Source organism: Sphingopyxis macrogoltabida (genome assembly GCF_001314325.1).
GTDB classification, from domain to species: domain Bacteria; phylum Pseudomonadota; class Alphaproteobacteria; order Sphingomonadales; family Sphingomonadaceae; genus Sphingopyxis; species Sphingopyxis macrogoltabida.
This window is the reverse complement of record NZ_CP009429.1, coordinates 3,375,680-3,390,301: the sequence shown is the minus strand read 5'-3', so window position 1 is coordinate 3,390,301 and position 14,622 is coordinate 3,375,680. Positions and strand designations below refer to the sequence as shown.

Annotated in this window: 9 protein-coding genes; 5 read left to right on the top strand and 4 right to left on the bottom strand. The window is 66.1% G+C overall.

What is annotated here, in order from left to right; translation table 11 throughout:
- Positions 1-44 precede the first annotated feature (44 nt).
- The 4 genes from folD to LH19_RS16640 all read right to left on the bottom strand — a co-directional run bounded on the left by folD (position 45) and on the right by LH19_RS16640 (position 7,511).
- Entirely contained in the window at positions 45-986 is a 942-nt protein-coding gene (gene folD / locus LH19_RS16655; RefSeq protein ID WP_054730420.1) for a bifunctional methylenetetrahydrofolate dehydrogenase/methenyltetrahydrofolate cyclohydrolase FolD, read from the bottom strand.
- 64 nt (positions 987-1,050) lie between these two features.
- On the bottom strand, positions 1,051-3,192 hold the full coding sequence (locus LH19_RS16650) for a TonB-dependent receptor (protein ID WP_167346286.1): 2,142 nt from the start codon (positions 3,190-3,192) through the stop codon (positions 1,051-1,053).
- A 173-nt stretch (positions 3,193-3,365) separates the two neighbouring features.
- Entirely contained in the window at positions 3,366-5,366 is a 2,001-nt protein-coding gene (locus tag LH19_RS16645) for a S9 family peptidase (protein WP_054730414.1), read from the bottom strand.
- 105 nt (positions 5,367-5,471) lie between these two features.
- Positions 5,472-7,511, bottom strand: coding sequence for a prolyl oligopeptidase family serine peptidase (locus LH19_RS16640; protein ID WP_054730411.1), 2,040 nt, complete (start codon positions 7,509-7,511; stop codon positions 5,472-5,474).
- A 119-nt stretch (positions 7,512-7,630) separates the two neighbouring features.
- On the opposite strand from LH19_RS16640, the gene LH19_RS16635 reads away from it, so the two are divergent.
- The 5 genes from LH19_RS16635 (at position 7,631) to LH19_RS16615 (ending at position 14,603) form a co-directional block, all read left to right on the top strand.
- Positions 7,631-8,785 (top strand): helix-turn-helix transcriptional regulator, encoded by a 1,155-nt coding sequence (locus LH19_RS16635; RefSeq protein WP_082395808.1) that lies wholly within the window; start codon positions 7,631-7,633, stop codon positions 8,783-8,785.
- A 208-nt stretch (positions 8,786-8,993) separates the two neighbouring features.
- Positions 8,994-10,697, top strand: a complete 1,704-nt coding sequence (locus LH19_RS16630) for a gamma-glutamyltransferase (protein ID WP_054730408.1) — start codon at positions 8,994-8,996, stop codon at positions 10,695-10,697.
- Between the two features lie 17 nt (positions 10,698-10,714).
- Positions 10,715-12,415: a DUF885 domain-containing protein gene (locus tag LH19_RS16625; protein WP_054730406.1), complete on the top strand. Its 1,701-nt coding sequence runs from the start codon at positions 10,715-10,717 to the stop codon at positions 12,413-12,415.
- On the top strand, positions 12,412-13,686 hold the full coding sequence (locus LH19_RS16620) for a metal-dependent hydrolase family protein (protein ID WP_082395806.1): 1,275 nt from the start codon (positions 12,412-12,414) through the stop codon (positions 13,684-13,686). Before LH19_RS16625 ends, LH19_RS16620 begins: the two co-directional genes overlap by 4 nt.
- A complete protein-coding gene (locus tag LH19_RS16615) occupies positions 13,686-14,603 on the top strand; it encodes an alpha/beta hydrolase (protein WP_054730403.1) in 918 nt (305 codons plus the stop codon). Before LH19_RS16620 ends, LH19_RS16615 begins: the two co-directional genes overlap by 1 nt.
- Positions 14,604-14,622 lie beyond the last annotated feature (19 nt).

The window sequence follows — 14,622 nt, the reverse complement described above, 5'->3', positions numbered from 1 at the left end:
ATGTGTATTTTACTTTTCAACTGGAATCGCGAGCAAAATCGCACTTATGAATCCATATTTTCCAATAGTCTCCCACTGCGAGCCAAGCCACGCTCCGCCGATGCAATGGTGTTTTCCAGCAGCATGGTCACCGTCATCGGTCCGACGCCGCCGGGTACCGGCGTGATGCACGACGCCTTGGCCGAAACACCCTCGAAATCGACGTCGCCGGTGATGCGTCCGTCGGGCAGGCGGTTGATCCCGACGTCGATGACGACGGCACCGGTCTTGACCATCTGCGGGATGATCAGCCCGGGCACCCCCGCCGCGACGACGAGGATGTCGGCGAGGATCGTGAACTGCGCGAGGTCGCGCGTCTTGGCATGGCAGATCGCGACGGTCGCATCGCGCGCCATCAGCATCAGCGCCATCGGCTTGCCGACGATATTGCTGGCGCCGACGACGACGACATTCTGCCCCTCGATCGCGATATTCTCGCTCTCGAGCAGCTTGACGACGCCATAGGGGGTACAGGGCGAGAAGATCGTGTTGCCCGTCACCAGCCCGCCGACGTTGTAGAGATGGAAGCCGTCGACATCCTTTTCGACCGAAATCGCCTCCAGCACCTGATCGAGCAGTATGTGCGGCGGCAGCGGCAATTGCACCAGGATGCCGTCGATCGCGGCGTCCTCGTTGAGTTCGGTAATCGTCGTGAGCAATTCGTCGTTGCCGACGGTCGAAGGGAAGCGGAGGCATGTCGAGTGGATGCCGGCAGTTTCGCAGGCGCGGATCTTGTTGCGCACATAGACCGCCGAAGCGGCGTCGTCGCCGACGAGGATGACCGCGAGCCCCGGCGGCGTGCCGCGCCGCGCGGCGATCGCGTCTGCCCGCTTCAGCAGGTCGACGCGCAAGGCCCGCGCCAGCTTTTGTCCGTCGATTATTTTTGCCAATGTTCCGGTCCTTGGATGAGAGAGGCTTGCCCACCGTGCGATCTTGCCGGACGGCATTGCAGCGGCCCCGCCCGAAGGCGGAACCGCTGCATCCCCCGCGACAAGGCCGCCGGATGGTGCGTCAGAAACTCATGCGGGCATTGACCCCGATCGTCCGCGGCCGCTGTTCGAGGTTTTCGAGGAAGACGCCGAACGGGCCGACGATGTTCGGGGCGTCCTCGTTGAACAGGTTGTTCGCGAACAGCGCCACCTCGACCGGCCCGATCGCCGCACCGATCCGCGCATTGACGAGGTCGCGGCCGGGGCGGGGGATGATCTGGCCGCCGAAGTTGCGCAGGGTGATCTGGCCTGCCGCGGCGTGCTGATAATCGACGCGGAAGATGCCGGTGACGTCGCCGCCGAGCGCCGGGCGGAAATCGAGTGATGCCGACCAGGATTCGGGAACCGCGGCATCGACCGGGTCGCCCGGCAGCTTGTCGGCCGTCGCATTCTTGTATTCGAGGTTGTTCCAGCCATAGGTGGCGCTGAGCGTCAGCGAGCGCATCGGGCGGAACATCGCCGACAGGTCGACGCCCCAACCGGCCACGTCGCCCGAATTGGTGGTGATGGTGATCGCGCTGCCCGGCGCAAAGGCATAGGATTGCACGTCGGACCATATGGTGCGGTAGACGCTGGCGTCGAGGAGCAGTTTGCCGTCGAAGAGCTGATGCTTCGTCCCGACTTCATAGGTCCAGACTTCGTCGGGCTTGAAAGTCGGCGGAACCTCGAAAATGCCGCCGCCCGCCGACGTCAGGTTGAAACCGCCGCCGCGGAAACCCTTGGCGACGCTCGCATAGATCATCGAATCGGGCGAGAATTCATAGCTGAGGTTCAGGCGCGGATTGACCGTTTCGAACGTGCCCGCGTTGATGTCGAGAACATCGATGCCGAAGTTGGTATTGTCCGAAACCTGGCTTTTCCGTTCGCGGAAATAACGGACGCCCGCCGTCACCTTCAGCTCGGGCGTGATCTCGCCGGTCACTTCGCCGTACAGCGCGAGATACCGGATCTTGGTCCTTTGATCGAGATACAGGATCGATGGCCGGCCATCGCCGAACAGGGCGTCGGCCGGAATGTCGTTCGGTTCGGTTTCGGCGCTCGAAATCACGCGGTTCTTGAGTTCGCGATAGTTGACGCCGAGCGACCAGCCGACGGGTCCTTCGCCCTGCGACGAAAGCCGCAGTTCGGAGTTGAAGACCTGCTGGTCATAAGTGGCTGCAAGGACGACCTGGTCGATGAAGCCGGGAGCGAGGCCGAGCCCGCCCAGTTCGCGCGGCGCGGTGAGCACGGGCACATAGAAGGGCGACAGGTCGCTCGCGCTGCGGTTCGTGCGGTCGATATAGCTCAATGAACCCGCAAGGATCGGGCCGCCGAGGTCATAGTCGAACTTGCCCTGCACCAGCGCGTAGCGTTCCTTGTTGAACGCCGGGGTTGCGACGATCGTCTGGCGGTTGACGCCGAAATCCTGATTGGCCTGATCGCTCTTCTGATACAGCCCCATCAAGGACAGGCTGAGCCGGTCGGTCGGTTCGACCAGCAGGCTGCCGCGCACGGTGTAGAGATCCTGCGAGTTGACGTTCTTGTCGCCGGTGGTGACATTGTCGATCCAGCCGGCAAGGCGCTCATAGCCGCCGACGAGGCGCACCGCGGCCTTTTCGCCGAGCGGCAGATTGATGACGCCGACGCCCTTGTAACCGTCGCCGCCATAGCGCGTGCTGCTATATTCGCCTTCAGCGGAGCCGCTCACCTGACCGAGCTTCGGTGCGGCGGGAATGTAACGGATCGTGCCGCCCATCGACCCTTCGCCATAGAGCGTCGCCTGCGGTCCGCGCAGCACTTCGACCCGTTCCATGTCGAGCAGACGAACCGAGATCGAATCCCCCTGGATATCGAGCGCGAGCGGCGTTTCGTCGAGGTAGATGCCGACGGTCGATGCGCCCTGAAGGTTCGCCATGCCGCGGAGCTGCGCCACCTGCTTGCCGGGACCATATTCGTACAGCGACAGGCCGGGCACCGAATATTGGAGGTCGCCGAGCGTCGCGGCGCCGCGCGAGGCGAGTTCGTCGGCGCCGATTGCGGTGATCGACACCGGCACGTCCTGAAGCCGCTGTTCATAGCGCTGCGCGGTGACGATGATGTCACCCGGGGCTTGGTCGGCCTCGGCGTCCGACTGGGCATATGCGGCCGCGGGGCATAGCGCCGTGCCGACCAAAAGAGCCACCATCCACTGTTTCATTCCACCCTCCCGAACTGGTCCAAGCTTATCTCTCTCGACTCAATGACTATACAGTAGTGTACTGTAGGTCAACGCAAAACTGGATCGCCGATAACCCATGAAAACTGCGGCATTTTTGATCGTAATCGGTGCGATTCGACGTCTTCGAATCGCGCGATGAGTCAGGCGCGGTCTGCGGGCATGTGCCTTGCGAACCAGCTCATCAGTCGCGCTGTATAATCGAACGATGCCGGCATGGTACGGACGCCATGCCCCTCCTGCGGATAGGTCAGGAGGACGCTCTCGACCCCGGCGATCTGCAACGCGTGGTGGAATTCGAGCGCCTGCCCCGCCGGCGTGATCTTGTCGAGCGCGCCGCAAATGTTCAGCGTCGGCGTCTTGACGCGATCGGCGAAATGGATCGGGCTGCGCGAGAAATATTTGCCGGTCGGATTGCTGATCCGGTCGTCGAGGAAAATCTCGCAAAAGGTCGGGACGTGGCAGGTCAGATGCTCGCTGACCCAGTTGGTCACCGGCGCGACGGGGACGGCGGCGGCAAAGCGCTGGTCCTGCGTGATCAGCCACGAGGTCATGAAGCCGCCATAGCTGCCGCCGGTCACGCCGATGCGGGCCGGGTCGACGATGCCCGCCTTCTCCAGCGCGTCGAGCCCGGACAGATAATCCTGCGTGTCGGCGCCGCCCATGTCGCCAAACACCTGCCGCGCAAAGCTCTGGCCGCGCCCGCTCGATCCGCGCGGGTTGGGCTGGAACAGCGCATAGCCCGCAGCGAGCGCCATTTGCGGCAGCGCCGAGCGGCCGATGTAGATTGGCCGCGTATACCAGACCGGGCCGCCATGGATTTGCATGATCAGGGGATGCGGCCCGGGGCCCGGCGGGGTGAGCAGCCAGCCATGAACCTCCAGCCCGTCGGGCGCGGTCCAGCAGACGTCGCGGGCTGATCCGAGCCCGGCCACCGCCGCATCGACCTCGGGCGTCCCGAAGCGGCGGATTTCGCGCTCGGTTCCTTCTTCGAGGGCCCGCAAGGTCGGCGCCTCGAAGAAGGATTCGCACATGAACAGGATATCGCCGGCCGCGGTGCCCAGCGGCGCGACCTCGGGGAACATCATGCCTGAAGGCGTGCGTTCGCCGCCGCGCCAGATTTCGCGGCTCGCCGCCGCCGGCCGGTCGTGCAGGCCGACGGCGGTTTCGGGGCCGTCGGCAACGACGAACAGCAACGCGTCGTCGCCCCGCCAGCTCAACTGGACGACGTCGGCATCGAGCGTCGCGGGCCGGGCGATCTCACCGCTCACCACGTCGATCAGGCGCAGGTCGCCCGCGACGATATTGCGGTCGCTGCACACCGCCTCGACGACCGCAACCGTGCCCCCGGCGGGTGCTGCGGCAAGCGAACCGAGCTGGTCGGCAGGCTCGAAGAGCGTGCGGACGCCGCCGCTGGCGACCTCGATCAGCCGGACGTCGGCGGAATACCACCATGTCTCCTCGGGCTGGTCGGAACAGATGGCGGCGACATGATCGGGGCCGCACCAGACGGCCTGCCAGACATTGACCCCGGCCGGAGTGACCTGACGCGCGGTGCCGCTGGCAAGGTCATAGAGCCAGACGCTCCGCCAGGGCGCGGCTTCGGGCGCCCCTTCGACCGTCGGTGCCCATGCCGGTTGTTCGCCGGCTTCGCTTTCGAGGCTGACCGAGAAAGCGCCCTGCGCGCCTGCGAGGTCCGACCCATAGCCCGCCACGCCGAGCAGGATCGCCTTGCCGTCGGCGGACCATTGCAGATATTCGACGAAGCCGTCGACCGCGGCCGTGGCGCGGTCGGCGCCGGTTTCGACGTCGAGGATGCGCAGGCGGTTTGCATAGGCCTGCTCGCGATCCGACAGGAAGGCGATCGAGCGGCCGTCGGGCGACCAGCCCGGCGCGCTGTCGGAGCGCGGCCCGCCGGTGACGATATCGAGATCGCCCGATGCGAGATCGACGATGGCGATCCGCGTCGAGGGCGCGCCTTCGAGCACTTCGCAGAGCTGGGCCGCCGCGGCCGCGCGGCGGCCGTCTGGGCTCGCCGCGAGCTGTCCGAGCGCGGCCACTTCGCCCGTTCCCGGGCGCAGCCAGGCGCGGGTCAGCGCCTCGGCCTTCTCGAACAGCGGGTGGCGGCGAAAGTCGGTCTGCATGTGATTCCCTCGGCTGAAATTTTCGGATGCGATGATATCGAGATTGACGGAACGTACAATAGTGTATGGTCGGATCGACGTTTCAGGCCGCGAAGGCGATCGCCGTCACGCAGTGGGTTCGGCCGCTTTCATCCCGATCTGGTCCATGACAAACGCCAGCCATTCGCCATTCCACGCCGCCACCCTCGCCGGATCGACCACGCCATGCCCCGTGTCGCGCCACACCCGGAAGTGGATCGGGCGGCCGCCGCTGTCGGCTTCGTCGAGCCGCGCGGTGAACTTGCGGCCATGGAAGGGCATGCATCCGACGTCATGCTCGCCGAAGATCTGGTAGACTGCGGGGTAAGCGACGCCGTCGGCGATGTTGTGATAGGGCGACCAGCGGATGACGGACGTGGCGACGTCGGGCACGGTGGTGTCGCCATAATCCTCATACATGATCGCGCGGACGCCGGCGGTCGCGGCGGTCAGCGGCAGCATTTCCATCATGTCGAAGATCGGCACCGACGGAACCACCGCCCGCCAGAGATGCGGTTGCTGGACGATCGCGATCCCGGCGAGCATGCCGCCATTGCTTGCGCCCATGAAGGCCATCAACTCGGGTTTCGAGATGCCGTCGGCAATCAGCGCCTCGGCGACGGCTGCCAGATCGTCGAAGGTGTTCTGCTTGTTACGGAGGCGGCCGGCGTCGTGCCATCCCTTGCCATATTCGGCGCCCCCGCGCAGCGATGCCTGGACGAAGATACCGCCGGCCTCGATGAAGGGCACGAAATTCGAGGGAAAACTTGGCAGCATCGACACATTGAAACCGCCATAGGCGTGGACGAGCGCGGGCTGCGGCCGGTCGAGCGGTAACGCCTGCTGGCGAACAATGAAATAGGGGATGCGCGTGCCGTCGCGGCTGGTTGCGAAACGGCGTTCGACGACGGCATCATCCAGCCGATGCACGGGCTCGTCATGTTGCCGCAATTCGCCCGTTTCCGGATCGTGCGTCAGCAAGACCGCGGAGCGGGTGAAGGTGGCATGGGTGAAAATGAGCATGTCGTTCGGGCGGACGCAGCGTTCGAGCAGCATCGACGGCGAAGAGCCCGGGTTGTCGAGCGGTAGCGTTTCGAGGGGCCGGCCCTCGAGATCGAAGACGCGCACGCGGAGCGACACGTCGAGAAGATCGCCGACATAGAGCCGCCCGCCGATCACGCCAGCCCAGCCGATGAAGCCCTCGCTCTCGGGAACCAGCTCGCGCCACGTCGACCGGTCGGTCGAATGCGATACCGGAATGGCGACGACCCGGCCCTGCGGCGCGCCGTCGTTGACGCGCGCGACATAGGTTTCGGCGTCGATCCAGCTTCCGTCGCACTCGCCGTCCCAGCCGTCCGGAAGGAAGGGCGTCGCGGCGAGCGTATCGAGATCGAGCAGGGCGAGCGCGATATGCTCGTGCGGCTCGGTGACCAGAATGGCGCGGCGGCCGTCGGGCGACACATGCGCTGTCAGCCCCGAATGCTTCGCCTCGACGAGCGTTTCCGGCAGCACGACGTCGGGCCGTTCGGTTGCGCCATCGGCGACGGGAACGAAGTGCAGCCGGTGCAGCCCCTCATCGCTGCGGCCGTCGATCCAGAAGCCGCTCTCGTCGGGAAGCCAGCCGGGACGTGCGCCGGTGTAGGCGAGCGCGGGAACATCGACGATGCGCCGGCCGGTCGCTGTTTCGAACACCGTCCATTGTCCGCTCATGTCGCCATCGCGTCCCCATGCCAGCGCGACGTAACGGCCGTTCGGCGAAGGTTCGAACCACGTCATCATCACCGCGCCGCCGCCCGCCGCTTCGGCAAGGCTGGCGGTCGAGGCGATCACCTGGCCTTCGCCGGGCGCGGTTTCGCCGGCGCGCAAGGCGATCTCGCCGCCGTCGCCCGTGTAACCGAACCAGATGCCGCCGACCTTGCGCGGCGCGAACAGGCCGCCGCCGCTGGCCAGTGCCAGCAACCGGTCATAGACGGGGCGATAATTGGGCGAAGCCTCGGCAGCCGCTTGCGCGGCGCGGTCGCGCGCCCACTGCCATTCCAGCGCCTCGGGCGTGTCGTCCTGCAGATGGGCGAAGCGATCCTCGAACGCGACGCCGCCGACGGTTTTCCGGACGGGAATGGCTTGCATGGTCTGATCCTCTCTTTCGTGTCTTGACCGCGATCCTAGCCGCCACTGGACGGGTTGCTTTCGATAACGTACAAAACTGTTTGCCGAGCGTCGCGAAGTGACCGGACCGGGAGACTGCCATGCCTCGATCGAACCAAGCCGCCGCAGCGCGACCCGTCAGGTCGCCGGCCGTTTCGCGTTCGGTCGCCGGTCGAGGGCCCGGAAACCGCAACAATGTCGCTGGGGGCCGACCACGGCGCTTTCCGGTACCGTCGGAAGAACTTCAGCCGCTGGCGCTGAGCGGTGCGGCCGGCGATTATATGCTCGCCGAAGACGAACGTCTGCCCCCCGAGGTCGAATCGTTCGAGTCGCTTGGCCATCCGGGCCACTATCGGATGAACTTCGCCAAAGCCTTCGGCTCGGGCTACGCCGAAGTTTGCGGGCTCGCCGACGGGTTTTTCGTCCACATCGGCGAGGTGGTCTTTGCCGAACCCTATGCGCTGTCGGTATCGGCGCCCGGCATGTTGCGGGTGCGGATCGCCAGCGCCGGCGACGGTGAATATGTCGCGTCGCGTGGCGATACGCTCGACATCAAGGGGCCTGGTGCTGCGATCATCATCGAGCCTCCGGGGCTGCCGCCCGCCGAAGCCGTGTTCGCGGGCCACAATCATATGGTGCAAATCTATCTCCACCGCGATGCGCTGAAGCTCCTTTACGCGGGGAACGAGCAGGATTTGCCCGCGGTGGTGCAGGCCTTTCTTGCGGGCAGCCTCCAGCGCACCGTTGCGCGTCGCCTGCCGCTCGGTGCGGCGCTGCTCCGTGGTCTCGACCGGCTGCATGCGTGCCCGCTGAAGGGGCACGGCCGCCGGCTGTTCATCCAGTCACGGGCGATCGAGATTCTCTGCCATATGTTCGGCGCGTTGGGGCAGGAGGAGGGCGCTGCCTTTATCGAGGCCTCGGCGCTGACAACGCGCGGGGTACTCAAGGCGCAGCAATTGCTGATGGAGAATTTCGTCGATCCGCCGTCGCTCGAAGAACTCGCCCAGCAGGTCGGTCTCAGCCGCAGCGGCCTCTGCGCCAGTTTCCGGCAGATCGTCGGACAGACCGTCTTCGAATATGTCGGCGACCTGCGCATGCAGCACGCCTTGGCGTTGCTCGGGCAGCGCGACACGTCGATCACCCAGATCGCCTATGCCGTCGGTTTCAACCATCCGTCGAGCTTTTCGGTCGCGGTCCAGCGCCGCTTCGGCATCAGCCCCAGCGAACTTCGCCGCGGCGCGCTGCCGTTCGTCTGATCGTCCCTGTCCGTCAGCGATAGCGCTGACGGCTTTTGAGCGGGTCGTGCGCCACCGCGCACAAAAGGGCTTGCATCAAAAAAGACAGCAATGCATGTTAATGCGACGCACCCCAGTCAGTTCAGCACTGTTTTGATTTCGGCCCGCGATAACGGGCGATGGGCGTTGAACGGTAATAAGCCGTCGCTTTGGGACAAGGAGACAAGCGTTGAGCAGCAACCCCTCGGACTATATCCGCAACCCCGGCCCGAAGACGCCGGTCACCGGCCTCAAGGCGGCCGTCACCACCGACAGTGCGATCGTCACCGAAACGATCATGAAGGTGCTGAACAGCGGCGGCAACGCGGCCGACGCGGTGATCGCGGGCGCGATGGTGCAGGCTGCGGCTGAACCCTTCATGACCAATCATGCGGGCCTCGTCACCATGCTCTATTATGAGGCGAAGACGGGCAAGGTCCACCAGCTCGATAGCCTTGGCGGCCATCCGTCGGGTCTGCCGCCGTTCAAGCCGGTGCCGCCGGGCCTCGGCAGCTATGCGACCTCGCCGCCGTCGGCGATCATCCCGGGCTTCATGCCCGGCCTCAAGGAAATCCACCGGAAATTTGCGACGAAGGACTGGGCCGACCTTTGCACCGATGCGGTGCATTGGGCCGAGAAAGGCCATGAGGTTTCGACCTTCGAATATGGCGTGAACATCTTCGGCGAGAAGTTCATCACCTATTTCCCCGAAGGCCGCGATTTCTATCAGCCGAACGGCTATTTCCCGAACGTCGGCGACATCTTCACCCCGCCGGGGATGGCCGACACGCTGCGCGGCGTGCGCGACAACGGGCCCGACTATATGATCACCGGCCCGTGGGCGGAGAAGTTCGTCGCCAAGGGCAACGCGCTCGGCTGGAAGGTCTCGATGGACCATATGACCGAGACGCCGCCGCGCTGGGTCGAGCCGCTGCGCTTCGCCTATAATGAATATGAGGTGCTGTTCCTCGGGCCGCCGCAGGCGCAGGGTTTTTTCAGCAGCGTCGCGCTCGGCGTGCTCAAGCATCTTGGCATCCGCGACATGGCGCCGGGTTCGGCGGAGCATATCTGGGCGATGGGCCATGCGCTGCGTCAGGGCCAACGGCACTGGGAATATGCGCGCGACGATCAGGTCTATGGCGTGCCGCGCGCCGAGGTGCTCGACGACGATTATCACAAACATCTCGCCAAGCTGATCCGCGGGTCGCGGCCGAAGGTCGACATGACCGATCATATCCGGCTGGCGGGCGACGGCACGGGTGCGGGCGACATGATGTCGGCCTTTGCCGGGCCGTCGGGCAAGCCGCGGCTGGTCAACCATGAGGAGAAGCAGCCGAGCGGTAGCTGCGAGATCGCGGTCGTCGATGCCGAGGGCAATTGGTGCCAGTTCATGGACACGCTGCAAGGTTCGGGAATTCCGGGGCAGGTCGTCGGCGGCATCCCGATGGTCGGCAGCCACGCGACCTTCGGTGCCTTGCAGAGCCCGATGGACACGGTGCTGATCAAGGGCGCCAAGGCGCGTTGCATCATCGGCAACACGCTGGTGCTGAAGGACGGCAAGCCGGTCTTTTCGGCAGGGTCGCCGGGCAACATCCACTGCACGCTGCCGCAGGTGCTCGCCTATCTGCTCGACTTCAAGCTCGATCCCTACGCCGCGGTCGACGCACCCCGGATGCTGCCGATGAGCGAAGCGCAGCTTGTCGCGATCGAGGATCGTCTTGCGCCCGGCGTCGTCGAAGACCTGCACAAGCTCGGCGTCCGCGTCGGGGCGTTGTCGGGCTATGATTATCACATGGGCAGCTTCTCGGTCATCGCGCACGATGATGCGAGCGGAACCTTGACGGCGGTCGCCGACCCCCGCCGCTGTGCGGTCGCCGACGGCATCGCGGCTTGAAGAACGGGAGAGAAAAAATGGCCGAGCATCAGCTATTGAAGCAGTTCGCCGAAGATTATTGGGCTTTCCGCTGCGCCGAATTTCCGATCGAGGCGATCATGGCGGGCGTCGCGACCGATGCCGGCAGTCTGTTTCGCGAAGCGCCGGCGGACCATCGCCGCCGCGCCGAATGGGCCGAAGCAGCGCTGGCGAAACTCCGGGCGATCGCGCCCGACGGGCTCGACCCGCAGGACCGGGCGAGCTGGTTGCTCCTCGAGCACGAGCTGTCGGCATTGGTCTCGGCGGTGGCCTGCCGCGCCTATCTCCGGCCGCCGCTCTATCCGCTCGGTCCCGATTTCACCCTTTCTTACTGGGCGAACGCCACCGCGCTCGCGACCGTTGCGGACGCGCGCACCTATATCGCGCGATTGCAGACGGTCCCGGCAGCGATGGGCGACATCCGCGCCCTGCTCGGCGAAGGCGTGGAGCAGGGGCTGCGCTATCCGCGGCTGGTGATCGAGCGCGCGGTCGAACAGGCACGCGGCATGGTCGCCATGCCCGTCGCGGCCAATGCCTTCTTCCAGCCGCTGGCGCGCACCGCCAGCCGGTCGGCGGCGTGGGCGGCGCTTGCCGAAGAGGGCATGGTGGTTGTCGAGCGGGCGGTTTATCCCGCCGTGCTGGCTTATGCCGATTTCCTGGAGACGGTGCTGCTCCCCGCGGCGCGCGACGGGCTGGCGAGTATCGACGATGTCGATGGCGACGCTTTCTATGGCCATCTGATCCGCGAATATACGACGCTGCCGGGCGATCCGCATGATATTCATGCGCTCGGCCTGGCGGAGGTCGAGCGGATTACCGGCGAGATGCTGGCGGTGGCCGCCGACGCGGGCTGCGCAGGCGACCTTGGCGAGTTTCGCCGCCGGCTGCAGACCGACAACAGCCAGATCGCCGAAAGCGGCGAGGCGCTGCGCGAACAGATCGAGATATTGTCGAAGCGGATCGACGCGCGCATCCCCGAATTCTTCGGCCGCGTGCCGCGGACCACCTATGGCGTGCAGAGCATCCCCGAGGCGGTCGCCGAGAAGATGCCGCCCGCCTATGCGCAGCCCAACCCGGCCGACGGCAGCATGCCGGGCGTTCACTGGATCACGTCGATCCCCGGCAAATGCCCGCGCTATATGCACCTGCCGCTCGCGCTGCACGAGGCATGGCCGGGGCATCTGATGCACCTCGCGCTGATCCAGGAGATGGACCAGCTCCCCGCCTTCCGCCGCTTCGGCGGGCTGCGTTACTCGGCGTGTCTCGAAGGCTGGGCGCTCTATTGCGAGCGGCTCGGCGAAGAGATGGATTTCTACGATACGCCCGAAAAGCGTTACGGACGGCTGGAGATGGAAATCTGGCGCGCGGTCCGGCTCGTCGTCGACACCGGCATCCACGCCAAGGGGTGGAGCCGCGAGCAGGGAATCGCCTATTTCCAGGCCAATATGGCGATGCCGCTCGAGACGGTGACCGCCGAGGTCGATCGCTATATCGGCCTGCCGGGACAGGCGCTCGCCTACCAGATCGGCAACCTCAAGTTCCGCGAACTGCGCGCGCGTGCCGAGGCGGCGCTCGGCGACGATTTCCGCATCCGCGATTTCCATGATGCGCTGATGGCGGCGGGGCCGGTGACGCTGCCGGTGCTCGAGGCGCTGATCGACGACTGGACCGCGCGGCAGCGGGTCGCGGAGGCGGCTTGACCGTTTCAGGCCATGCCGCGCTCGTCCTGACGAACGCGCGCATCCTCGACGTCGAGGCCGGGCGGCTGATCGATGGCCGGTCGGTCTTCGTGCGGGGTGGCCGGATCGGCGAAGTCTCCGACCGGCCGGTGACGCCCGATGACGGCAGGGTGATCGACTGCAGCGGCCGGACACTGATGCCGGGGCTGATCGACGCGCATGTCCATGTCATGGTGTCGGAACTCGACATCGGCCGGCTCAAGACGATGCCCGCAACGCTCGCCGCGGTGCGCGCCGGCCCGATCCTGAACGACATGCTCGACCGCGGCTTCACGACGGTGCGCGACACCGGCGGCGCCGATCACGGACTCAAGGAAGCAGTGGCGAGCGGCACGCTGCGCGGCCCGCGCCTGTTCATCGCGGGCAAGGCGATCAGCCAGACCGGCGGCCATGTCGATTATCGCAGCCCGGTCGAACATGGCCCGGCGACCTGCGGCTGTTGCAGCGGCATCGACCTGCTCTCGCACATCGCCGACGGCGTATCCGACATGCTGCGCGGGGTGCGCGAACAGTTGCGGCGCGGTGCCGATCATATCAAGCTGACCGTCTCGGGCGGCATCGCCTCGCCGAGCGATCCGTTCGACAGCCTCCAGTTCACCGCCGAAGAAATCGCTGCAGCGGTGCAGGCGGCGACCGACTGGGGCGTCTATGTCTGCGCCCACGCCTATTCGGCGGCGGCGATCCGCCGCGCGCTCGAATGCGGTGTGCGTTCGATCGAGCATGGCAATATGATCGACGCGCCGGTGGCGGCGCTGGCCGCCGAACGCGGCGCCTTCGTCGTCCCGACGCTCGCCACCTATGACAGCTTCGATCAGCATGGCGCCGAATATGGCATGCCGGCAGCCGCGCTGACCAAGAATGCCGGGGTGTTCGACGCGGGGCTGAAATCGCTCGAAACCTGCCGGTCGGCAGGCGTCGAGCTGGGTTTCGGGACCGACCTGCTCGGGCCGTTCCACGCGCGGCAGGGCCGCGAGTTCCTGCTCCGCGGGCAGGCGATGCCGGCGGCCGACGTCATCCGCTCGGCGACGATCGTCAACGCGCGGCTGCTCCGGCGCGAGGACGATCTCGGCTGTATCGCGCCGGGAATGATCGCCGATCTGATCCTCGTCGATGGCAATCCGCTCGACGACCTCGGGCTGTTTCAGGATGGCGGTGCGTATATCCCGCTCGTCATTCAGGACGGGCGCATCGTGAAGGATCTCGGCATAACGGCCGGCAAGGAGAAGCAGTGATGAGTGACGACACGCCCGCCGAACTGGTGCCGGCGCCCGGTCCGGCGGCTGGGATCGAAACCTTCGTCATCCAGCCGCCGGGTCTCGGCACCGCGCTGCGCATCTCGATCGCGCGCGCGATCCAGCCCGCGGTCGGGGCGAACGATGGCCCGACCGCGGTGGTCTACGTCACCGACGCCGATTATATGTTCGGAACCGTCGTCGATGCGGTTCGCGTCGGCAGCCTCGGCGGTGAGCTTGCTCCCGCCGTTGTGGTTGGGATCGGCTATGCCGAAGAGAAAGGCGACCTCGCCTTCGTCTCGATGCGCCGCTTCCTCGATTTTTACCGCGGACCGCGGCGCAGCTTTTCGGCGGGCGCTTACGGCAGTTTCGAATTTGGCGGCGCCGATGCTTTCCTCGCGGCGCTGCGCGATCATGTCATCGCCGCCGTCGAGCGGCACGTCGGGGAGATCGACCCGGCGCGCCGCGTTCTTCTCGGCATTTCGGCGGGCGGGCATTTCGCGGCTTATGCGATGGCGGAAGCGCCGGACCTGTTTCAGGGCTATGCCTTGATGAGCCCGATGCTCGTCGACCCGCAATCGCCCGTCGCCGGCGCGCTGCCGCAATCGGTGGGCGACCCGGTCATGGTGCGGCTGATCGAGCAGCTTCCCGCGCTGCCCGAAGGCCGGCGCGCCTTTCTGTCGGCGGGGGCACTGGAGGAAGACCCGGGGACGATGTTCGCCGACTTTGCGATCATCAGCAATGCGTTCCGGATGCGCGCCGCCCTCGCGCGCCATGGCGTCGAGACGCAGTTTGTCCAGTTTCCCGGCGAGACGCACGGATCGGTGGCTGGCGCCGCCATCGCGCGCGCTTTGCGCTTTCTCCTGCCGGTCGCCGCCGGGCCCGACTGGCAGGCGGCGCTCGCCGCAACCGAATGACAGGGTAGGGAGGGCGACC